This window comes from Oleiphilus messinensis, from assembly GCF_002162375.1.
Classification (GTDB): Bacteria; Pseudomonadota; Gammaproteobacteria; order Pseudomonadales; family Oleiphilaceae; genus Oleiphilus; species Oleiphilus messinensis.
This window is the reverse complement of record NZ_CP021425.1, coordinates 2,348,527-2,371,899: the sequence shown is the minus strand read 5'-3', so window position 1 is coordinate 2,371,899 and position 23,373 is coordinate 2,348,527. Positions and strand designations below refer to the sequence as shown.

The 23,373-nt window shown below is 46.5% G+C and carries 16 protein-coding genes; 3 read left to right on the top strand and 13 right to left on the bottom strand.

The genetic code is table 11. The features are described 5' to 3' along the window. Nucleotides 1–196 precede the first annotated feature (196 nt). A complete protein-coding gene (locus tag OLMES_RS10395; RefSeq protein ID WP_087461207.1) occupies nt 197–1,141 on the top strand; it encodes a polysaccharide deacetylase family protein in 945 nt (314 codons plus the stop codon). A gap of 64 nt (nt 1,142–1,205) precedes the next feature. Here the strand turns inward: OLMES_RS10395 and OLMES_RS10390 are convergent, their stop codons facing one another. From OLMES_RS10390 to OLMES_RS10370, 5 genes are all read right to left on the bottom strand, one after another. Beyond that, a complete protein-coding gene (locus OLMES_RS10390) occupies nt 1,206–2,108 on the bottom strand; it encodes a hydrolase 1, exosortase A system-associated (RefSeq protein ID WP_087461206.1) in 903 nt (300 codons plus the stop codon). Then, nucleotides 2,109–2,966: a hydrolase 2, exosortase A system-associated gene (locus tag OLMES_RS10385; protein WP_157678251.1), complete on the bottom strand. Its 858-nt coding sequence runs from the start codon at nt 2,964–2,966 to the stop codon at nt 2,109–2,111. A gap of 55 nt (nt 2,967–3,021) precedes the next feature. After that, nucleotides 3,022–3,261: an acyl carrier protein gene (locus OLMES_RS10380; RefSeq protein WP_087461204.1), complete on the bottom strand. Its 240-nt coding sequence runs from the start codon at nt 3,259–3,261 to the stop codon at nt 3,022–3,024. 71 nt (nt 3,262–3,332) lie between these two features. Beyond that, nucleotides 3,333–4,013, bottom strand: a complete 681-nt coding sequence (locus OLMES_RS10375) for a GNAT family N-acetyltransferase (protein ID WP_157678250.1) — start codon at nt 4,011–4,013, stop codon at nt 3,333–3,335. A gap of 74 nt (nt 4,014–4,087) precedes the next feature. Continuing rightward, nucleotides 4,088–5,350 (bottom strand): glycosyltransferase, encoded by a 1,263-nt coding sequence (locus OLMES_RS10370; RefSeq protein WP_087461202.1) that lies wholly within the window; start codon nt 5,348–5,350, stop codon nt 4,088–4,090. 435 nt (nt 5,351–5,785) lie between these two features. Between OLMES_RS10370 and OLMES_RS10365 the strand changes: the two genes are divergently transcribed. After that, nucleotides 5,786–9,286 (top strand): DNRLRE domain-containing protein, encoded by a 3,501-nt coding sequence (locus OLMES_RS10365; RefSeq protein ID WP_087461201.1) that lies wholly within the window; start codon nt 5,786–5,788, stop codon nt 9,284–9,286. 75 nt (nt 9,287–9,361) lie between these two features. On the opposite strand, the gene OLMES_RS10360 is transcribed toward OLMES_RS10365, so the two are convergent. From OLMES_RS10360 to OLMES_RS10350, 3 genes are all read right to left on the bottom strand, one after another. Beyond that, nucleotides 9,362–10,006 (bottom strand): tetratricopeptide repeat protein, encoded by a 645-nt coding sequence (locus tag OLMES_RS10360; protein ID WP_157678249.1) that lies wholly within the window; start codon nt 10,004–10,006, stop codon nt 9,362–9,364. A 44-nt stretch (nt 10,007–10,050) separates the two neighbouring features. Beyond that, complete coding sequence (locus tag OLMES_RS10355) at nt 10,051–12,267, bottom strand: heparinase II/III family protein (RefSeq protein WP_157678248.1); 2,217 nt, start codon at nt 12,265–12,267, stop codon at nt 10,051–10,053. An 84-nt stretch (nt 12,268–12,351) separates the two neighbouring features. Then, on the bottom strand, nt 12,352–13,686 hold the full coding sequence (locus tag OLMES_RS10350) for a putative O-glycosylation ligase, exosortase A system-associated (protein ID WP_157678247.1): 1,335 nt from the start codon (nt 13,684–13,686) through the stop codon (nt 12,352–12,354). A gap of 347 nt (nt 13,687–14,033) precedes the next feature. Here OLMES_RS10350 and OLMES_RS10345 point away from each other — a divergent pair, with 347 nt between their 5' ends. Further along, entirely contained in the window at nt 14,034–15,536 is a 1,503-nt protein-coding gene (locus OLMES_RS10345; RefSeq protein WP_087461197.1) for a lipopolysaccharide biosynthesis protein, read from the top strand. A 63-nt stretch (nt 15,537–15,599) separates the two neighbouring features. Here OLMES_RS10345 and OLMES_RS28280 read toward each other — a convergent pair whose 3' ends face one another. From OLMES_RS28280 to OLMES_RS10320, 5 genes are all read right to left on the bottom strand, one after another. Then, nucleotides 15,600–18,053: a glycosyltransferase gene (locus OLMES_RS28280; protein WP_198343293.1), complete on the bottom strand. Its 2,454-nt coding sequence runs from the start codon at nt 18,051–18,053 to the stop codon at nt 15,600–15,602. A 169-nt stretch (nt 18,054–18,222) separates the two neighbouring features. Beyond that, nucleotides 18,223–19,707: a polysaccharide lyase gene (locus tag OLMES_RS10335; protein WP_087461196.1), complete on the bottom strand. Its 1,485-nt coding sequence runs from the start codon at nt 19,705–19,707 to the stop codon at nt 18,223–18,225. A gap of 73 nt (nt 19,708–19,780) precedes the next feature. Continuing rightward, nucleotides 19,781–20,989: a TIGR04063 family PEP-CTERM/XrtA system glycosyltransferase gene (locus tag OLMES_RS10330; RefSeq protein ID WP_087461195.1), complete on the bottom strand. Its 1,209-nt coding sequence runs from the start codon at nt 20,987–20,989 to the stop codon at nt 19,781–19,783. After that, nucleotides 20,986–21,996, bottom strand: coding sequence for a transglutaminase-like domain-containing protein (locus OLMES_RS10325; RefSeq protein WP_087461194.1), 1,011 nt, complete (start codon nt 21,994–21,996; stop codon nt 20,986–20,988). Before OLMES_RS10325 ends, OLMES_RS10330 begins: the two co-directional genes overlap by 4 nt. Nucleotides 21,997–22,024: 28 nt before the next feature. Beyond that, nucleotides 22,025–23,341, bottom strand: coding sequence for a nucleotide sugar dehydrogenase (locus OLMES_RS10320; protein ID WP_087461193.1), 1,317 nt, complete (start codon nt 23,339–23,341; stop codon nt 22,025–22,027). Nucleotides 23,342–23,373: the final 32 nt, after the last annotated feature.

Sequence of the window (23,373 nt, the reverse complement as noted above, 5' to 3'; positions counted from 1 at the left end):
ATTCACACAGTTTATTTATATTTGCACTCAGCACGACTACAGGGTTCAAATTCACCGCTGCCTGCATGGGAAACATTATGTTATCATTTGCGAAACATACGCAACCGGACGCGATAATTTCCCCCTTTGACCATTTTCAAAAATCTACTGTGCGGAAAATCAAGGTCTCGGCCACTTTGCTAAAACGGGCTATTTCATGATTCGATTGATCTTCAAATTGTTGGGAAACGGAAAAAAACTCCCTATTCTGATCTACCACCAAGTGCTTCGCGAAGCGGATCCAATGCGGCCATGTGAGCCGACTGCGATCGAATTTGCACAACAAATGGCGTTGTTGAAAAATTACTTTCATCCGATTAGTCTGACCGACGGGTTGAATCAATTACGATCTGGCACACTCCCCAAGGATGCCATCGCCGTGACGTTTGACGATGGCTACGAAAACAATTATTCCGTAGCGCTTCCGATACTGAAAGAACACAACGTTCCCGCCACATTTTTTATTGCATCGGATTTCCTGGATGGGGGAATCATGTGGAATGACGCGGTTATTGAAACAATGAGACGACTGCCACTCGGCACTCACGATCTTTCGGATATCGGCATGGATCCAATTACTCTGGAAACCGAGACAGACCGATCACCTTGTACCGAGTCTTTGCTGAAAGCCCTCAAACACCTGCCATTTGATGAACGAGCCGAGAAAGTAAATCAATTTTCGGGACGGGTTAGGCTGCCAACAGACTTGATGATGACGAGTACGCAACTCAAATTATTGTCCGAATCCGGTATGGAGATCGGTGGGCACACGCTTTCACACCCCATTTTGACAAAATTGAGCGAGTCTGAAGCACAAACTCAAATTATCGAAAACAAGCACAAAATCGAAGCGATCATCGGAAAACCTATCACCAGTTTTGCCTATCCAAATGGTAAACCATTTCAAGACTATGACCAGTCCGTGAGGGAGATCGTAAAACAGGCGGGATACTCTATCGCTGTTACCACCAGTCACGGCGTGGCCGAGGCGGAGAACAATCCATTTGAGTTCCCCCGATACACGCCCTGGCGAAAGGAGTTTTTTGGTTTTCTCGCTCAAATGGGGCAAAACTATTTTACAAAAGCGACATTTGTGAGCTAGCTCAACGCTATCCGTGACCAGCTTTCAGCCAAGATATTGGTAAGCGTAGCACCCGAGGGGCCATTCAAGATGAATGCCCCATCACAACCTTCAACGTGTATTCAGCCACTTCATCACGCCACGCTCCAGACGAAAAAGTATGCGTCGCTTTCGCGACATTACATTTGGACACCGTTTTATCCGCCAAGACACTTGACCAGCGAGCATCTGATTGCGTCATAATTCGAAACTCATCAGCGGTCAGGTCATTCCCGCTTAAGATCAAATGAAATTCACCGCGCATCTTTTCAAGACCAGCAAGCATGGCCGGGACATAATTATCTTCCGTGAAAGTGGGCCAAGTGTTTTCAGTTGGAGACGAGGAAAAATTCGAACTACCGGAATGTTCGGGCTTGGAAACAGCTTGCCTGACGAAAGACAAAAGACTTTTCAGTGACCCTGAAAAGTCAAATTGCAATCGAATCACTTTAAGCCAGAATTGCTTATCCAGAATTCGGCTCAGATAATAACTTTTCAGATAAGCTTTTGCTTCCGTATGAGACTGGCGTACCCAGGGATTTGCTGCGATAAACTTAGTAATGTCTTGATTATTTCCGATAGACAAATACATTAACCCCAAAGATACCGCATCGCATAACCCCCAAAAACAGATGTCATCGATTTCGGTGTTCGCCTTGAAGGTTTTCAGTGCTTGATCAACATCCGGACAGGCCTGTAAAAAATCAGATTTATCACCCTGACTATCCCCCATTCCGGTATAGTCAAACCGGAACACAGGAACACCATTCTCGGCAAGGAACCGGGCTAACAAAATAAACTGACGATGACTCCCGGTGCGGGTTTGTGGACCTCCGACCGCAAGCAAAAGCCCTGTCCTTGTTACAGGTTTTTCAGGCAGATGTAGCACACCAAGCAATTGATTACCCTGACTTTCGAAAACGATGGGGCGCTCTATCGATTTACTCATCTATTCCACCCGTACTTGTGTGAGCTGATTTAACGTATCATCAAACAAGGCGGTATTTAGCGTGATTTCCTGGGTCATCCAGAATTGATCTCCGGAAATGGCGATCACTTGCACGTTAACGTTTTTTGCTCGCAGTAGATCGGCAGCTTTACCAAGGACTGGCGTAACGGCGTTATCTGAGAGACTGTTTACCTCAAACAAGGTGGTATTACACAATATGTTGGCTGTATTACGTGATTGTGCGATGTCTTCAAGAATGGTTTCCAGCGAGGTCGACTCCATCTCGTCAACAAAGGTTTGGGAGACACTGTAACCCGCAATTTCGGTATACTGCTGAGCCTCTAACTCCTCCCGGATCGTTTTTGCCGAAACATTTTTTGCATCATCGGACGCCATGGACGCTGCAATTCGCAAGCGAAAAAACTGATTAACCCATAACTTGCCATTCAGAACCGGATTCCAAAATAAGAGCCGATCAATATCAAGGGTTTTAGCCGCATTGAGCGCGATCAATGCACCACAGCGAATTCCCAATAGTGTGATACTCTCATAGCCCTGTGACTTCAATAGTTCGACTACTGACACCAAGTCCTCAGTGTAACGAGTAACAGAGCCATCATGAAAATGCCCCTGACTTTCTCCACTGCCAAAATAATCGAAATAAACTGATGCAATCCCCGCTTCAGCCAGCCGGGAGGCCATAAGGCTTATGCTGTGCCTGGACTTATTTGCTTCTTCGGCAAATGGCGGCACAAACACAAGAACAGAACTAGATTTGACTTCATCGGGCGAGCGCTTTAATAGAAATATCTCTCCGGATGAAGTCGGATGGAAGAATGGTTCAATTTTCAGCTTCACTGCCACTTATCCCTCGCCAGCCATTCTCTATTGCGAACCACAGGAGCTCTGATTATTAAAGCTTGGATTGAACGAAGCTGGACAATGCACCGAGGGTTTCGAAGGTTTCAGCACTGATTTCATCGTCTTCGACAAATATTCCAAGATTATCTTCAAGCGCGGTGATAATACTGACCACAGCCATGGAGTCAAACTCAGGTATTGCTCCTAACAAAACCGTAGACTCATCAAAGCCGGATGCATCCACACCTAAAACATCGGAAAGTACGGCTTTAACCTGATCCAACTCACTCACAACAATCTCCTTAATCTTTTTTGCTACAGCTCAACGTGAAGCGTTCTTTAATCGACGATCCTTTTCTCCCATCAATGAAACCGGATGACCGGTTGATTATGGAGCCCAAAGCATACCCCAATGTAAGGTGCTTTACTGGTTATCGTCACTTGTAATTTAAAAAATTTGAAAAAAACAGCCCAACCTATACGTTTGGCACCGAACTTTTCATGGGAATTAACTGATTGCGCATTATACGCAGAAATTCGGCTTAAGCTACTCGAAAACCCTTGATCCACCAATTCACGCTCTGCATTCTGCCAGAGTCGCAAAAACAGTCGAGTCATCCGCTGCTCTGGCGTGATATAAACATCGTAATCCCATACCGCCCCGGTACACCGCTGAAAGTCATAAATACAGTAGACCTCATCTTCCTGGTAAGCATTAAAGGCAAACCACGCACACCCTAGAAAGGATTGGTCCTCCTCCTTTTGAGCGACAATGCAGGTGGCCCCTTGCGCAAACCGGTTCTCGAGGACAGACATTGGTCGGGGTAACAGCTGAATTTGTTCGTTCAACGCTGAGAGCCAGTAAAAGTCATATACTTTACGAGTGGGTACCGGCAATTTTCGCTGCGTAAGCGGCTGCTGGTAGAAGTAATAAAAGTAGCAGCCCATTCGCTCCGAGACGCGGTGCAACACACGATCAATTGTGTAGAGCAGCGTTGCAACCCAACCCAATTCTGCAATCATATTTTTTAGTTTGGTAATCAAGCTCCGTCCCTTTCCTGAGTATTACACTTTAGAGTTCACGCTGAAGACCTGCTTAATTAACTTCAATATTAACTTCAATGTTTAGCAGGCTGAAATATACTGCCGATTAACTTAACAAGTTTATTCGCCCCCTCTTCGCGAGAATAGAGCCTGGCGAGGTCATAGGATACCGGCTCCCGAGAGCCATAATCGTTAATCATTGCAGAGATCGCGCTCTTAACGTCTTGCATATTTTCCAGGGGAGCCACTTCCGCAGATGGAAAACGCCCCATCAACCGGCCCGTTTCACCCACAGGATCCGCCAACGCCAACACAGGCTTACCGATTCGAATATATTCGTACGCCTTTGCGGGAATTTGATCATTGCAATTGTTAGCTTGCAGAAGCAGTAAGACATCAACTTCCGACATTTCCTGCAGCGCATCTTCGTAAGGGATGGATGGTGCCAGACTGACCAGGTCCGTAATGCCGTATTGCGTCAACATTCCACTAATCAAGTCGTCATGACCCGTTGCGCGTAAAGTCAATGCAAAATTATCAGCCGTGACCGTCCCCTCAGATTTCAAAGCCTGCAGGGCCTGAAATAACTTCTCAGGGTTACGCTCGGAAGGATAAACCACACCACTGTGTACTAAAGTCAATTTTTGGGCAGCAGTTCTGTTGTTTTTCCCACTCAAACTGGATTGCATACGCGCAAAAACGGTTTCATCATACCCATTTTCAATCAACTGCATCTGATCTGCATAAGGCATCTTTCCTGCGTAACGCTGCTCATAATAAGTCTTGGCACCCTCTGTTGTGAAAATCAGATAACGGGCATGCTCAACTGCTTTCTTTTCTATCCAGCTAAATACTCGGTGAGTCAATGGGTCTTCCGGATAGCCTTCCTGAGCCATCGGATCACGAAAGTCTGCGATCCATGGAATACCGGTTATCTTATGGAGAAGATACCCCACCACGTGCGCAGATGCGATAGGATAAGTAGAAACAATCACATCAGGGCGATTTCGTCTGATTTGTTGCAATCCGCTTAGTACAGCCCCGATAACCCAGCTTTGATATCGATCCGGCAGCGCCATCAGTTTCGAATACCGACCACGAAAGGATAAGTCCCGGGCTGTATCTTTCCCCCATGCCCTGATCACCGATACCGCCCTGGGGATTTTACTTAACTGGGCTAGATCAAATTGCGGGTATATGCGGTAGTCAGCTGTCAGAACCGATACATCCCAACCCCAATCAACCAGATAGCGGGTAAACGCCAATGTCCGGTGCACACCAGAGCTCACGGTAATCGGCGGATAATGATATGCAATGTACAAAATCTTTCCTGACATACTTCCTTCCCGGCTGAATTCGATTTAATCCGGGTATTCTAACGGGATTGCATACAAAATGCCTCTCTAGTTTTTCAAAACTCAAATATCCTGAAAGCGATCTTGAATAGCCCAAAATTACAATTCTATCTGCCCGGTTTGGCCATTGAACCGATACCACCTAAATACCGGATAAAAATAAAATTTAATGTAAATACCCTTTTTGATTAGACACTTATCAAGTATCATTGCGCCCTGATTTGAACACGGCAAGATTACAATTGCTTACTTATGTTTACCATAAAAACTTAGAACCAAGTGGCATTCTCGACTAAATCAGACCACAACTATAGGCATGTTAGTGCTACCATATGACTATATTTTAAACAATCTTGGTTCAAACTGATCTCGACCAATCAATTTGACACAGGTACAACTGCAAGCAGGGAAAGAACCATGTCTAAGCATGTTCCACATACGTTCCATATTCGAAAAATCATCACGCTGATTGTGGCCTTAAATGCGCCACTCACATTCGCCAGCGGCGATTCAGGCTTTGGATGGCAGGAGCTACCTGATACGAATATCAAACAAGTCTGTCCGGAAGACAACTTTAATGGTTACGAATATACCTATTCATGGTACTGCCGATACGTCACGTTAGCATGGAACAGTGCCGTTTTAGACACTGATAATGACACCATGTTTATCTGGGGCGGTGGCCATAATGATTATTACGGAAATGAAGTCTACAGCATCAATTTCCGTCAGTTAGACACCCAACGTTTAACGGATCCTGCCAAGCCTGCGGATCGCGATGCAGACCCTGCAGAGAACGAGCTGTTCCCCTACGATGGCACACAGCCAAATAGTCGTCACACCTATGATGGCATGGCGTATCTCCAACATGAGAAAAAAATATGGGCATTCTCTGGCGCTTTAGCTTCCAAGAAAAGTGGTCGAGATAATATAACCTGGATTTTTGACCCAGAAATAAATCGCTGGAGCCGTGATAATAGCACAGGCGATATACCTCAACCTGTTTATGGCGCTGTATCAGGCTATGACCCAGTCTCACAGAAGGTGTTTCTGCATGACCGCACTGGATTCTACGAATACAGCTACTCACCAGCCGGCGGCAACTATAAGAAACTACTGGGCAATGACAGTCTGGGTCTCGGGATCAATGCTGCCATAAACCCTGACCAACGTACCATGCTGGTGATTGGCGGTGGACATCAGGCCCTGTATTACCTTGATGGCCCCAATCAGGGGAAAAGAGCGGATATTCCAGCAAAAGGCGCTGCAGCAATCGTTGATGGTTGGTCGCCTGGTCTGGCGTACAACTCTAAAACAAAACGATTCTACGGCTGGTTCGGTGATGGCAGGTTATACGAACAAGACCCCGAAACGTTGGAGTGGCGTGCCCTGGCATACAAAAATGGCCCCGGCCCTCAATTGAGCCGGGGAACATTCGGCCGTTTCGTCTACTCGCCCTCACTGGATGCGTTTCTCGTCTATAACGCCTTCGATCAGAATGCCTACACGTTGCGATTGTACGATGGTATCGATTCGATCGCGCCAAGTGCGCCTCAAGTAACAGAGATCAGCGCGCCCTATCCAGACAGTCTGCGATTAAGTTGGGCCGAAGCCACCGACAATGTGGGCGTAGCGGGTTACCGCGTGTACCGTGACGGTACCCTGATGTCAGAGCAGTCCGAGACCATTTACAAAGAAATGAATATCCAGCAGACGGACTCGGGTTATCAAGTGGTTGCCTTCGACTCAGCCGGTAACGAAAGCAACATGACTCAGGTGAATATTCCTGCCTTTCAAAAGCCTGCTCCGCAATTAAAGCATGGAGATTGTGATACCGAACCTCAGTTGGACAATCGTTCTGATATTGTTCTGTGTGAATCATGGGACGATGATAACTGGTGGCAGGAAAAAGGCTACCTCTCAGACCCCATCGTCAATGACCCCAGGGATTTGAAGGAAACACACCTGGAAAATACTGCGGTGGTCAGCGAGGGATGTATTCAGGGTAATTGCCTTGCCGTAACCATGCACAAAGGCCAAAGCGGCGCACTCAGCGCATATTGGCCACTGATTAATGCCAACATCGCCCCAGACAACCTGTTTTTACGATATTACATCAAGCTGGGTGATCAATGGGATCCCAATATGTGTAACAGTGACGGCGAAAGAGTCGGAGCTGGCGGCAAATTCCCTGGACTGGCAGATGTGAGAACATGGGCTGATCCGGGTGGTCAATGCGGAAATGGTGGCGAAAAGGCCGATGGTAAGCGTTGCTGGTCTGCCCGTAGCCTGTTTCGGGACTGTTATAGCGGCGATGGCACAGCCTGTTCAAGCAAACCCGCCGCTGCGACTCGCTTCGGCACATACCTTTACCACCCCAATCAATTCGGCGCAACCGGTGATCACGCGATCTGGGACAATGATGACTGGGGCCAGTTCACCGGAGAGGGAGGCTCCTGCTCGAGCGAATCAAGCAACGTCTTTTGTGGAAAGGCTGACAACGGCGTCTTTGAGCGGGGGGTTTGGTACCTCGTCGAAATGCAGATCAAAATGAATACTCCCGGTAAGTCCGATGGAGAATTAAGAGGCTGGATAAACTCACAACTTAGCTACGAAAAAACCAACATGGAATTCCGGAGTCAGGGACACGACTTCTTGCATAACCGTCTGCTCTGGCTCAACGTATATAAAGGTGGTGTACAAGGAAATTGCGAGACTGCAAATGTCTATCTGGATCAATTGGTACTTTCACTGGACAATCCGGTAGGCAGTCTTGAAGGGGCAACCGTATTCCCCCCCTCACTGCAGCTTACAGCAGACACACTCTCAGTCAGCCAAGGCGACCCGATATCAATGCAATGGCAAGGAGAAAATATAGATAGCTGTACTGCTACCGGTATCTGGGAAGGCTCCAAGACAGCCTCAGGGAGCGAAAGCCTCTATCCCGCCCAAAGTGGATACGCCACGTTGAATTGCACAGGCAGTGGCGGAACAGTCATCCGACAACTTGAAATCATCGTTGATAATCAACCGGTTAACCCACCCTCTAACGAACCAACAGACCCTGGCCTACCAGATGGCAGCCCATCGGTCTCACCACCGACCAATCTTCAGCTGGTGAATGATGCTGACGGCGGACTTTCAATCACCTGGAATGTGTCAGACGACTCAGCGATAGAGAAATACAACGTTTATTTGATGGGTACTTTAGTAAAAACCCTTTCGGAAAACCGGTTCGACGCCAACCTCCCCTTATACGATACACCCTTGCTGTATTCAGTGACGGCAATCGATAGTGAGGGCAATGAATCACAACCTTCCGAGACCTTACAGGTTATTTTGCCTGGCGACTCGAACAGCGGCAGTAACTCGCTTACACTGCTTCCAAGTGCGGACGCAATGCTATCGAGCTCCACCTATCGTAATCAGGGTGCAAAACACACCATGGACGTTTCTCGGGGCTATGCCAATTCAGTGATTAAGTTTCCTGTAGAGGTTATCCCACCGGATCGCTCAATCCGAATGGCGACATTGAAGCTGCACTCAGTTGAAGAATACGGCACAACCTATCTGCGCATTTTCCGCACGGATTCAGATTGGGGTGAAAATACGGTAACCCGTGAATACGCGAATAGCAGCCTCAAAGTGAAGTGGCAAAACCTGTTAGGAGACTGGCAAGACCGCGAAGGGGTCACACAGGGAGATCAAGCACTTGCGGAGGCGGTATTACTTGATGACGATACACCAAACCAAATCGAGATTGATATCACCGAAATAGTGCAACAGTGGCAGAATCAAGAGCTAAACAATTACGGCCTGATCCTCAATGCCACTCGCGGCACGAACTACCGCTTTGCCACAAAAGAACATGAAGACCCTAACTGGTGGCCAAAACTTGAGATTGAGTTTGCTGACTAAAAACGGGGATCTGCCCCGTTAACATAAGCCCCGTGCATGATTTGCACGGGGCTTATCCTTCCAATGCATTTCCCTTTATTTCATTCTTGCTATTCGACGTTTTAAGCCCTGCTGAGGATAGCGTAGGCGATACGCATCATCTGCAGCAGCTTGCGCCTTTTCCTTTTGCCCCATATCGACGTAAAGTAAGCCCAAATTGTAATACGACTGTGAATTCTCTGGATTCACACGTATCGCTGTCTTATATTTTTCTTCTGCTTCAGAAAACTGACCCGACTTGTGCAAATGAATCCCCCAAATCAACCAGACGATATCATCACTCGGACTAAATCGCGTAGCTCTTTTGAAATAGCAGTCCGTCGTATAGATATCAGCTTTCAACTTTCCCCCGTCATCACGCTGCAATCTGGCCATAGAGTCCAACGCGAGATGATGATTGGGAAACTTGCGCAATGTGTAATCAAGATCCCTGTGAGGTAATTCATTGGTAGAGCCCCGGATCAGAAGACGCACATCCGAGGTGAAGTGATGCTTTTCAACACGGGTAAGATCAACGGTATTATGAGCCGGATCAGTATAATCAAATGGACCGTACCCCGCGGCATCTTCAATTAAATTACCGCAGTTTACATTATCCCGAGCCACACTACCGGATGCTTGAAGCCCCAAAGCAGCAATACTGATCATCCAGATACATGTGTTTCTGTTCAATACTTTCACAACAACCATCCTGCTTTTTGCAAACTCGAACGATACAATTATGATTAATTAAAATAAAAGAATGAGACCCAGACAACCAATCCGGACCAAGCCAGTAAGGTTGAATACATATATGCCGATCTCACCCGGTTTGGTAGTTGAATATACCGTAACAGCAATATACTCAATAAAACAACCACCAAGATAACGCAGCCGAAGATGCTGATTTTAATGCGATAAGAAAGCAATGGACGGAACCGAGGTCCATATTCATCAAAAATATCCTGGGTCACCGAATTGATACGAGTAACCTCTGACTTGAAGTCATCAGGTACAGAAGTTATCGCAACACGCTGAGGCGTATTCGTATTGAGTTCTATAACACCACGATTTCGCGTCACCTCATAATCTCTGCCGCAGCCCTGGACGCTGAGCGTGAAACTGTAGTTGTCGCTGTTGACAGTTCCTGCACTAATTGCTCTTTTCGAAAATGTAGCCAACGGCGTGCACCCTGTATTATGCTCTAAAAAAGAGGCATTCATAATCCACGCGGTACCATTTGTTATACTTGATTGAATATCGAGTGTATAGGCTCCCTCTACCTTACCTTCGTGCTCAACCCACCCCAGCACACTATTACTGCTCTTGTTTAAGAGTTCAATCTTAGTGGACTCCGAGCCGCTAAACTGTGAATGCAGCTTCTGATCCTCAACTGCCCCAGAAAACACAAAGCGATTCTTAGCAGGCGCCGAGAGCTTATCATCCAGGACTTTATCGGCAGACATTGTCCAACTCACGCGAAATTGCTCATCACTGATCTCCGCCCCGCTCTCCTGAACGAATTGATCGATGACAAAAGTATCATTAGAGAAGGTAATCACATCCCGCGAAATAATTCCCTTACCCGAATCACGTTCGATTCTAAAATACCGCAATTCAGGCAAATCGGCGTGTTCAATACTTTGAATACGATTAGATGCCGGAGCAGATTCAGTCACGATGTGAGGGGCATTGGCACTTTGCCAACGCTCGGCGGACTTTCGTAACTTATGCCAGTATGGAATGTAGCCTGCAGCTCGCCACCACTGCTCTCCACACAGGTAAAGATCGACACTCATGTCGTCCCAATGTTTATGTCCATGTTTCGCAAAATTTGACCAATAAACTGTAAGTTCCGAAGCGTGCTGTTGACACCTCAGGGAAAGCGTCGGATTAAGAAACGCTAGACCTGTTTCAGGATAAATTGAAAGCGGTGCTCTGTTGTGATCCCCATAGGGAGGCAAATGACTCTGTTTTTTAAATCCGGTATCGCCGACGACAGCCATACGTCCGTCACTACGAGCCAATCGCGGTAGCCACGCCTTTGCCTTCTGTAGCATTAAATCAGCATTAGAGGAATGGATTAACGGCTCAACTTTTCCCGCATTTACCCCCATCGCCAGAATATCAATAAACATCAGGTGATAGCCAAAAGAATGCTCAAGAAAAAAACCATCCTTACTCACCAAATAAGTCAATTGCTCTTCCAATCTGTCCAATCCCACCTTGCCCCACGACTTTGCATTCCCAAGCTCTGAAAAAGTCGCTGCGAGCACCATCAAGGCAACATTCTGCATGGTGCCGTGATTGGTCTTGTAAGTGTAATAAGAGCGCTTCAAAAGACGTGACCCTATGCGATCGGCATAGGCGAAAATCTCTTGCGCCTGATCCAAATCAAACACCGGACTAGTGCGATAGAGATACCACAGTTTTGCGACTACCACTGCGCGGGCAGATACCGCATGATCATTATACAAGAACCCGGACTTGTAGGGATTGATTCGCTCGTAGGTGGCATACGCGAGAATATAGTCCTTTGCCATAGTCAAGAATAACGGATCTTTTTCCCGTTCATAAAGATCGAGAAGATGTTTCGCAACAGTCAGGCTGTGGGCGGCCAGCTGCCAGGATGAGTTGCTGACGTCCAAGGATACAGGATTAAACGGTACCACATGTATCGGGTGAGCCATTCCTGGCAGAACAATGCCATGATCAATCATGCTACGAGTTGAATTTACAGAGACTTGAACATCGTAATTATCCAATGAAATCGTAATTGCATCATCTACAAACAGTGCTGACAAAGCCTCAGAAGACGGCTTGTGCTGAAGTACTGACACCTGCTCAGAACTCACATCGTCACTCGTCGATACGGAATAATACTCCCAAAACGGAAACCAGATTGTCAAAAAGTAGGCAACTGCCAACAGTAAAATCCCTGTAATCCACGTCCTCACAGCCATCGCAACAAACACTCCTTCCTTATCTACAACAGTAGCGCTAAATTTTACAGCAAATACACAATCTTGGCTCGCACGCGACGCCACTTATCCTGGAGCGCCGGACGAGCGTTGTCCGCGGCGCAGCTTCTGAACACCGGTTTCGTTTATTATTTTTGTCGGGCTATCAGCAGCTTTATCGGCCAATTGTTTACTTGCCACCGTGTTAATGGCGGCGATAAGGATCATCAAGTGATAGGGCAAATCAAAATACGCCAACCCCAGAAATGCGCCACCCACTGCATAAGCCACCAACGAACACTGGAGCATCTTAGACAGCTCGCCCGCCCACTTTATTTCAGGGTGTTTTTTGGCCAACTTGACCGTACTTCCGGCTTTTAACCAAGAAAGCACGCCCAGCAGCAAAAATAGAAACAAACCAAAGAAACCAAAGTTCCCTAACACCTGAAAGTAAATACTGTGGGCATCCTGAAACATATAAGGGTCTGGCGCATAGATAAAGAAATTAGCCGGAGTAAACGAATCAAAACCACCACCAAACAAATTATCCTGAGCATAGTTGTATGCAAACCGCCAGGCATTGATCCGACCCTGTGCCGACGTGTCATAATCTTCTTCTTTCGATTGAAATGTGCTCGCCATTCGGTCATGCCAATGCTGGGGCATAAAACTGACCACAGTCGTAACAGCCACAAGCGCTATGACCAGAGCAATAACTTTACGTCGACTTCGCAACCATAAAATAAACAGCACAGAACAAGCCGCAAGCATCGCACCGCGGGAATGAGTCCCAATTGCTGCCACCGCTGTAAGTGCAATACCTGCATATAGGGCTCGTTTAAGCCACTTATTTTGGGTTATTTGAATCAAATAAAACATCAGCGGTAAAGCCATCAACAACGTCAATGCGAGCTCATTATTACCCTCGAAAAAACCACCCGGAGGCCCCCACACGCGCTCTCCACCGCCAGAAGTGATGGTAAAAATTCCACCTTTAATACCATAAAATGAGATCGATAACGCAATGACTGCAACGAATTGATTTATTCTTTTTTCGGAATTTATCAAGGCTAATGATAAAAATGTAAATAATTGTATTTTGAATACTTTTTCAAATTGCATCGCTTCATAAGGTGATCCAGGAGTAACAAGGGTTACTACAACGATCCAGAGATTGAACAAGATCAGCCCAACCACCACAGAACTGAGCGGTATAGATCGTTTTTCTTTTGTGATAAAAAAAGAAACTAAAAACGCAGCCGCTATAATTAACGCAACAGGAAAGTCGCGGGCAAATCCCCATGCCAACTTGTGGGGAACCATGTAACTGACCCAGCACCAGGTCAACACCCCTATGAATGGCGATCTGAATATGAAGGGTATGGTAGAAAAAATGATAAGAAGTACAATTACGTCCCGCAAAAGAACCGCCCTCTGTCGACGCGTGTTATTTGAATTAGACCTGCCATGCTCATCACGAATGGATCGAAAGTAAAGCAGGTTTTTGCTAAAGCTGGATTACATTCTGGCGAATAACCTTTATTCGACATCTCGTCATCGTACGGATACCGTTTGGCCCCCTGAATTGAAGAATATATCGCCCGGAGCCGATAAAATAAATTGCCACCGCTCTGACGCCTGCATCTGCACTTGCAAACACCAATAAGTTTAGGAATTTATGTATTAAATTCCAGAAATAACCTACCATTAGCCAGCCTCAGACGGGGCTAATACAAATCTATCACCCAAGCGCGAAACGAGGATCAAGAATGACATCTCTCCACAGCAAAGTTTTCTCTGGAGCGGTCTTGATGGTTATGTTGAGATTGATGGTCAAATCCATTGGTTTGATCAATACCATAATTCTTGCCCGACTGCTCGCACCAGAGGATTTTGGCCTCATAGCCTTGGCCATGTCTGTTTTCGCTTTTTTGGAATTGATTAATTCTTTTAGCTTTGATGTAGCCCTGATTCAAAATCAAAATGCAACGAAAGCGCATTATGACACAGCTTGGACATTAAAACTGTGTTTCGGTTTACTGGCAGGCACGCTAATGGTGATAGCAGCCCATCCGCTGGCAGGATTCTACGAAGATGAACGTTTAGTATCGCTCTGTTACTGCCTGGCGCTCATGTTCGTGGTTAATGGTGCCGTTAATATCGGCGTGGTTAATTTCAGAAAAGAGCTCGATTTCAAAACCGAATTTCTGTTTCAGATTCTCATTAAAATACTAACCGTTTCTTTGACAATCTATCTTGCATTTACCTTACAGAACTATTGGGCACTTGCAATTGGTATGATTGCTAATGCGACATTTGAATTTATTTTATCCTACATCATGTCAAAATTTCGGCCCTGGTTTTCTCTGGAGAAAGTAAAGGAAATTTTCGGCTTTAGCTTCTGGCTCGTGTTGAACAATGCATTAATGTACCTAAACCTCAGAGTAAAAGACCTGATTATCGGGAAATATACAGATATAAAGTTTGTGGGGCTTTACAGCGTAGGTGACGAAATAGCGAGTCTACCGACAACCGAATTTGTGGCAGCAATTAATCGCGCTACTTTCCCGGGGTATTCCAAAGTTTCACATAAGATACAGGCACTGCGAGATCTGTACGTAAATGTTCTATCATCAATTACCTTAATTGGCATACCAGCCAGTATCGGCATTGCCTTGGTCGCGCCACTCTTCATACCCGTCGTATTGGGTGATCAATGGTTGCTCGCCATCCCGATAATGCAAATCCTGGCTGTTGCCAATGCCATAATTTCCATAAACACCAATGCAGGCTATGTTTTTATCGCCTTGGGCAAGCCCCGCTATTCAACGTTCTTACTCTCTATTCGCGTTGGGATATTGCTAACGTTAATGTTCACGCTGATTGAACTTTTCGGTTATATTGGGGCGGCTTATGCGGTACTGATTACAAGTATCGTGATGTTTCCCGTTTACTTTATGATTTTGAGTCGCTTCATTAAACTTGCCCCCTCAGATTATATCAAGGCCATCGTTAGACCAACCCTCAGTTCACTGATTATGTACATTGGCGGAAGTTATCTGATATATAACGGCCTCTATCTACCGGGAACCGCTCCCGCGCAGGTTGAGGCGAACCTGCTCAATTTACTCTGGGCAATCGGGATTGGTGGTGTACTATTCAGCGTATCGCTCTGTGCCCTTTGGGTTTGCGCCGGAAAACCACCCGGCCCCGAACAGAAAGTCATTGAACATATCAGCAAAAAGCTGTTAAAGCGGAAAGCTACAGATTAGCTCCAAAGCACGGCGCCACCAACGAACATTCCGAAGATGGCGAACGATTCAAGTCATGCCCCCTCAAACATGACTGATGACGTAACGGTATTTCCCGGACTTTTCTGCTGGAATTGAGTCGACAATTTCAATCTCAATTTGGACATTTTTGCCAAGCCTACGTTGGAAGTTTTGGGTAATGTCCTGCTTCGACTGTTCCTCAAATGTCTCATCAATTTCAAGTAGCAATCGGGTTTTATCTAAACTCTCCTGCACGATCTTATAATTCTGAATACCCGCATGTTCTCGAACGAAATAAATTAATGCGAGGCCATGCATGATTGTGCCATCTGATGCCTTCACGAAATCTGTCGATCTTCCCTGAATATCTTTCAAAATGGGTAGACCTCGACCGCAAGCGCATTGACCACTCCCCAAAACACCGACATCCCCCGTAGCATATCGAATGAAGGGGAAGTCCTTGGTCATAAGATGGGTCACCACGATTTGCCCTGCCTCACCTTCAGCAACAGGACTTCCAAGCTCATCAACCGTTTCTACGATGATATGTTCTGCGGTGATATGAAAGTTACCTTCCGGGCACTGATGGGCAATAAACCCAGCATCTCGCCCTCCGTAGCCATTCGCAACCGGTGCCTGAAAAACAGCCTCGATAATCTCCCGTTGATGATCATAGAGTTTTTCAGAGGTCACGAAAACGACCTTGACGCCGGCATTCGCCATATCCATGTTACGCTTCCTGGCCTCCTGAGCCAAAAGCGCAAAAACCGAAGGATAACCAAATAGCATTGGAGGCTTTTCATCCAGAATCTGTTGCAGTATTTCGGTAATTGACTGATCCGTCAGATCGAAGGCAGAAATAAGCTTTGTCCGAAGCACATAATCCCGAATTTGTTTGACTCGGTCCTGACCGCCCAGCTCAATCGGTGATCCCCAGAGCACAATTTCAGGATCACCGATATCCACTTGCCACCAACGCGTTGCTCGCCATTTCGAAGCAACATCATGACTGACCCGATCCATCCCCATGTAAAATACAAGGGGTTGGCCCGATGAGCCTCCGGTATTATATTTTACCAACTGCCCAGCCACTTTGGACTTTAAGCTTACCTCATTCTGACGGATATCCGCTTTAGTAAGTAATGGTAGTTTCCCAAGATCCTTTGCTGTTTTAAAATCAGCCGGTTTAAGACCCCTTTTATCCAGTAGCTCGGTGTAGTAAGGCACATTTGCATGGACAAACTGCATGAACGATCGGAGATTGCGATTTTGTAACGCCGAAACAGCCCCGGGGGAATACCACTGACTTTCTTCGAGCTGTTTTTTAAGACTCACGCTTGAATGCTTTTTCAAACGCTCATGCAAAGGGAATATCAAACTACTTACAAAACGCGTATAGGCCGATTGACTGGAAAATTGGTGGGAATCATGACTTGTCATGCGCGCAAATTGTTCACGTAATACCATGATTCTGGTATTCCAACTATTCGCTTTCGCGTAATCTATAATTTTGGTTTTATCCCAACTACGCGACAGCCCCTTCTGGATCGCATCGAATAATGCATCCGCATCTTCAAAGGGAACGATTTCGCCAACATCTGGCGTCGACACGACCTCACTATTGCCACCAACATCAGTTGCGATCACAGGAACGCCACAAGCCATGGATTCAAGTATCACGTTCGCCCAGCCCTCATTCCGGGTCGAGAGCACAAACAGATCCGCAGCCGATAAATAAGAACCAAGCTCAGCGGGTTTGACTGGTCCCGTAAAAATCACCTTGTCTTCGACACCCGCTTCCAGGGCCATGTTTCTTAATTTATCAGACCAATCTCCTTCAGGACTGGGGCCACCTACCGCAAGATAGTACACTCCCTCCGGAAATGACTGATTCAGTTTCGGCAAAATTTCGATTACCCGGTGAAATCCCTTACGCTCAACCAGTCCGCCAACCGTGATGAGTATTTTGGCCTTTTCGTCTGGAACCAGTTTGGCACGCAAAGCAATCGAATCGACCGGATAAAATTTTTCGGTATCAACACCATTTCCCACGACCAGTACCTGACGCTCCTGCACACCTAATTTAATCACATGGCGGCGCAGTGAATCGGACACGGAAAACACACGATCAACGCTGTTTAACACTTTGACCATAAGCCAGCGCTTTAATGGGTGCTGCGAATGCCCGATTTCAGTACCTCGAAGCGTTACACTCACCTTCCGGCGGGTCAATTTGGCAAAACTACATGCCGCCACACCGTCTGGATAAGCGAAATGACTATCAACAATATCTGCATTGTTACGATTCCGTAGATCCCAAATCAATAGTGCGACAAACATGAAGAACCAATCGAACAATCGACCGACAGCAGGCAACGAGAAGAATTTAGGGTAATAAACATCGACACCTTCCAGATTTTGATATGCAGGTGTCTCTGGTCGATAATTAGGTCGATACTTGCGAATGATTGATTGTCCCGGAAACCACGGTCGTGGTGAGAGAACAGTAAGTTTCATGTCCGGATTTAGCCTGAACATGCGTTCTTTTATAAACACACCAGCATTAGGCTGATCTGGCGATGGAAACAACGAGGAGACAACTAACATCTCTTTTCTGGCTTTCTTGTTCAACCCTTTTGATCCTTTTTCCGAACCTGAATTTGGTTACGAGCCAACATGCACTAAATCAGTTGGTCAATCCGATGTATTGGTCTGCAACAATAAGGTTATCAATATACACATCCTGATCCTGTTGGGACCTGGCAACACCACCGTGGTATATATTGAGCCACACCCGTTCCAGTTTGAGCTGTTCAGTTTTTCTGAAAACAACGTCCGTTCTTGAAAAAACAGGTTGTCCGTCAACCCAGGCTTCAATTATGCCGTCCGCCAGGCCTATTGAATTCATCCGAATATGTTGTTCGACCACATACCACTTTCTTTTTTCAAACCCCGTGAAATCTCGTCCGACCCACACCCAGTGCTCACCATATTTGCCATCCATTTCTGCATGATAAGCGTAAAATCCAACAGGGGTAACACTAACATAGCCTGATAAAACGGTATTACGGAATAAGCCCCGCATCGACCATCCGTTGTAGCCATCAGCTTGCCGCCCCCCCCAACCGGCAACATTATAGGTGCCAGCCAGCCCGGGTAATTTGCCGCCACCTTGCTCGGAGGACCAGTTGTCACCCAACATAATCGAATACTGAAAATAGGCTTCGTTAAGTTCACGCCCTGCAATATCTTTAAAATACTGATTTGCAGTTACGCCAAGATTGGCATTTTTGCCTATCGTAACCTCCGCAACGGTTGTTGGGGATCCCGAGCGTATCGTGGTTTTGGCTCCAACAATATTGTTCGGACTCAGATCTTTCCACCCTGTTAAAGGGTCACTTTCTTCAAAATCCTGAACATAGAATATGTGGTCGCTAGATTTTAAGACCTTCAGCGTGGAACTTTGTTGCCTCAATCCAGATTCAGGATCAGGAGCTTTTAGCAATTGAAATTGTCCCGGCGAAACAGCATAAATCTGGAGGTGGGCTTTGTTACCATATAGCTTCTTTGGATGCAGGCTCAGAAGCACTTTTTTTATAGGCGTTGCTTTCTTATCGCTAATGGCGCTATCGGCCATATCCAGTTCAGGAAACCCGATAAGCGTGGTTTGCTTTTCCGACACAGCCAGAATATCGCGACCATTCATTCCCTTTAATGTGGATCGATCAAGGTAGGTATCTTTGTCAGCGAATAAATTTTCACTTGCTCCATCTGAAGTTTCAATGATCAATCGGGGTCGATGGCTTAGCCAATCGGATTCCATCGCAGCGATATTGAGCGTCCCCAGACTACCCTTGATGAGAATACCGTGATTGGGTAATTGTCCACTATGCCAGCGATTGAATAGCACAGTGATATCAACAAGCACAGGCGCGCCTACCGAGGCTTGATCTATAGTCGTTTCCGCAAACGGTTTATCACCATTTACAGAGCCCTGTGCATCGACCCAGTCCCCCATATTGGTATTCCAGGAAAACCCGAAAACCGAATCAAACTTCTGCCAGTTTGCGTTTTCACTCCAGGTTGCCTGTTGTGCCTGGACAGTGTTTGTCAGCAGAAAAACCAGACAAAAGATAATTTGCAGAAATCGATTACTCACTCTGGCATACATTTATTTAGCTCCTTTAAACTCATCAGGGGCTTCCCTAACCACCTGCTTGCTTTTCGTTACCGGTATACCAGCCCTAAGGCCGGCAAAGCGACCCATAAACAGGCACATACCGCGCCACACTCACTGCCCAATTCCTGTCCTGAGTGACCTTTTTTAAACCGTTATCTATCAAGCAGTCCGGGAATGACGACGTGACAAGAGCCTGTAACTTCTCTGCAAGTGCGGGTACATTCCCCGCTTTGAACAGGAAGCCATCGACACCGTCTTCGATCAATTCAATATGGCCTCCCACGTCAGACGCAAGACTGATCTTACCCATCGCCATCGCCTCAAGCGGCTTCAACGGCGTGACCACATCGGTTAAACGAATAGGCAACCGCGGATAGGCCAGAATATCGACCACACTGTAATATCGATTCACCTCTTTATGATCCACGCGTCCGGTAAACGTAACACGATCCGTGATGTCCAATCGAGATACCAGATCCCGTAGCGCTTTTTCGGCCTGGCCTCCCCCCACCAACAGAACGTGCAGGTTGGGACAATCATCTTTTAGCACCGCAACAGCCCGGACCAGAATATCAAGACCTTCATATTCATAGAACGACCCAATAAAGCCCACGACATACTTGCCATCCAGGTCTAGATCTGCCACTAATTTACTATCTTTTTCACGAATGGGCGTAAACTTGTCGACATCGACCGCATTTGGAATCACAGTAATTTTCTGATTGGATATTCCTCTGACTTCGATATCCCGCTTCAACCCTTCACAAATTGTCGTAATTTGATCACAACGCTTCAATACATAGGTTTCCAGTGCACGGGACAAGCGATAGCGCAGATCATTTTCCTCGCAAGTGCCATGGCTGACAGCCGCATCTTCCCATGAAGCTCGCATTTCATAAACGAAGGGTATCTTGAACTTTTTTGCCGCCCAAAGCGCGGCGATTCCGTTTAAACACGGCGAGTGGGCATGAAGAATATCAGGTTTTTCTATTTCAATAATGGCGCAAAGGCGACGATAAAGGGTTTGCACAACATCAAGTTGATTCAAAATGGGTAGCCCTTTCAGATAACCAGGCACCGTACGATAGAATATCAATCCGTCAGCCTCTTCTGAATCCTGAAGGGGGCCCGAAGCGGCTTCGTTGTGTTTACAACTGGTGATATGTGCGGTTTCGATACCTAAAGCGTGCTGCTCCCGAATAATTGCCCTTGTTCTGAAGGTATAGCCACTATGAAGAGGTAAAGAATGATCCAATATATGCAAAACCTTCATGTTAGGGATTTCCTTGCTCCATTTTGTTTGATCTGAAAGATTAACAAGCCCATAAACGACACTACCAGTACTATCCCCGCGAAAAACAAGATCAGGACGTCCTGCTTTAATTTGGCCAACGCCTCTTGGGCTTCCTGATTTACCGGATCAGGATACAGGTGTATTCGAGGGTGTACCCCGATCAAAATTGCAGTGAGCTGCTCAAGATACCGAGATACGGCACCGGATGCTCTGACCCAGGGACTGGCATCATAAGAAAAAACATCATTTGACCAGTACAAAAAAACTTCATGCGCTCCCCGGGCGTAATAATCCTTAACCGCCTGGTCTGTCTTGAATGCGAAGCGCTCGTCATTGATACGGACAATTTTGATTTGTGCCGGATCACTCAATATCAAGGCTCGGTACTCCAGAAATGAAAGCGGCTCCAATGTATCCATGCGCACGGCATAAAATCCACTATGGACATCCAAAAAGACCCACTTCCCAAAATCCGAATCATAGATTTCACTGAAAGCGTGGCCATCACCACTGTAACCGTGGAACGACATCCCCCACTCTCGAACAGGGACACCAAGCGTATAGGCAATCCCGTTAATAACCTGGGTATAGTCAGAACAATAACCAATTCCCTCGCTCTGCATTTTATTCAGGGTATCCACCGTATTGGATTGGATTGCACCACCATGCCGTTCCCTCTCCAACAATCGCTCTCCGGCGAGTAACACTTTGACGAAGCCACTCATATGAGGCTGGATTGGTAGCTCTGATACGAACTGAGAAAAGTCATCCGGCGGCGCTATTGACTCGGCGCGAAATTGCGCCGGATACTGACCCTGTGGCCAGACAAAATCCGGTTTAGATGCGGTTTCAAAAATCAACGCGTTTCGCAATCGGGTTGCCTCTTCCGGGGGATAAACCAATGTGACCCCGTAAATTGCAATCCCGACTAACGCAACAATATTGAGCAGTAATATACCTTTTATCGAAAACAAAAAGTGCTTCATTTCGCGCTTGAATCTCTAATTTGAAACACTACCAACAGGCTCCATGATAGGTCGCTCTCAGGTTTTCACGGTTCTTCATATCAACAAGATCGAGAACAACCTGATTTTCAGTGGCGTGCTCAATGACTTTCTCAACCAGATCAGCATCTGACAACCCAACCACGATTACTTCACTTTCAGCCAGCAATTGATCAATATCGGTCGTCATCAAATTGCCAATATGAGGAATATGGGAATCGATAAACTTTTTATTGGCCCCGATTAACTTGGATACGTTCACTTCAGGGTCATAAATACTGAGTTCGACACCTTTACCAATCAATTTCTCAGCCAAATCTACCAACGGACTCTCACGAAGGTCATCCGTACCACTTTTGAAGCTCAACCCGACAAAACCAACTTTTCGTTTGCCCGTTTCCAGTACTTTGTTGAATGAGTGATCCAGATGCACCCGGTTTGAGGGTAAAACGCCTTTCAGCATGGGAATATCAACATCGTTGAGTTTGGCAATATGGCTCATAGCACGGAGATCTTTGGGCAAACAACTGCCACCGAATGCAAATCCAGGTCTCATATAGGCTGTTGAAATATTGAGTTGCTTATCTTTACAGAGCAACTCCATGACAGCACGGCCATCAACATCAAATGATTCACACAACCGGGCCACTTCGTTCGCAAAGCTGATTTTCAAAGCATGAAATATGTTACAGAAATATTTCATGGTTTCTGCCGTAGCAATGTCCGTAAGTATGATTTCTGCGGGCAGGTTTCCAAACAGTTCCCGAACCGCAGCTTGGGCCGTATCCGTCTCTGCCCCCACTACCGTGAATGGCGGATTATCGTAATCCTTAATCGAACTGCCCTCACGCAAAAACTCAGGCTGGAAGCAAACATCAAAATCCACCCCTTGTTTTTTCCCGGACAGTGCTTCCAACATGGGAATCAGCTTCTCACGGACGGTTCCTGGTGCCAATGTCGAGCGATAGACGATAATATGGTGCTCTGCTTTGCTTTTTAACGCTTCACCCATCTGCTCCGTAAGGCGAAGAACCGCACTCTGGTCTTGACTCCCATTGGGTTGCGACGGCGTGCCAACACAAACAAATGACAAACTGGTATTTGCAATTGCTTCAGCCGGGTTGTCTGTCAACAACACCTTACCTTTGGCGACCACACTCTCCATTAACTCGGGCATACCCGTTTCAATAATGGGAGACTTTCCCGATCTGATCAGCTCCAGCTTTGTGGTATCGATATCAACGCCGGTCACTGTGTGGCCATCCCGTGCGAGGCATGCCAGTGAAACCGCCCCAACGTAGCCTAGCCCAAAAATACTGATGTCCATTCTCTTACCTCGATATTCACTTTCAATAGATT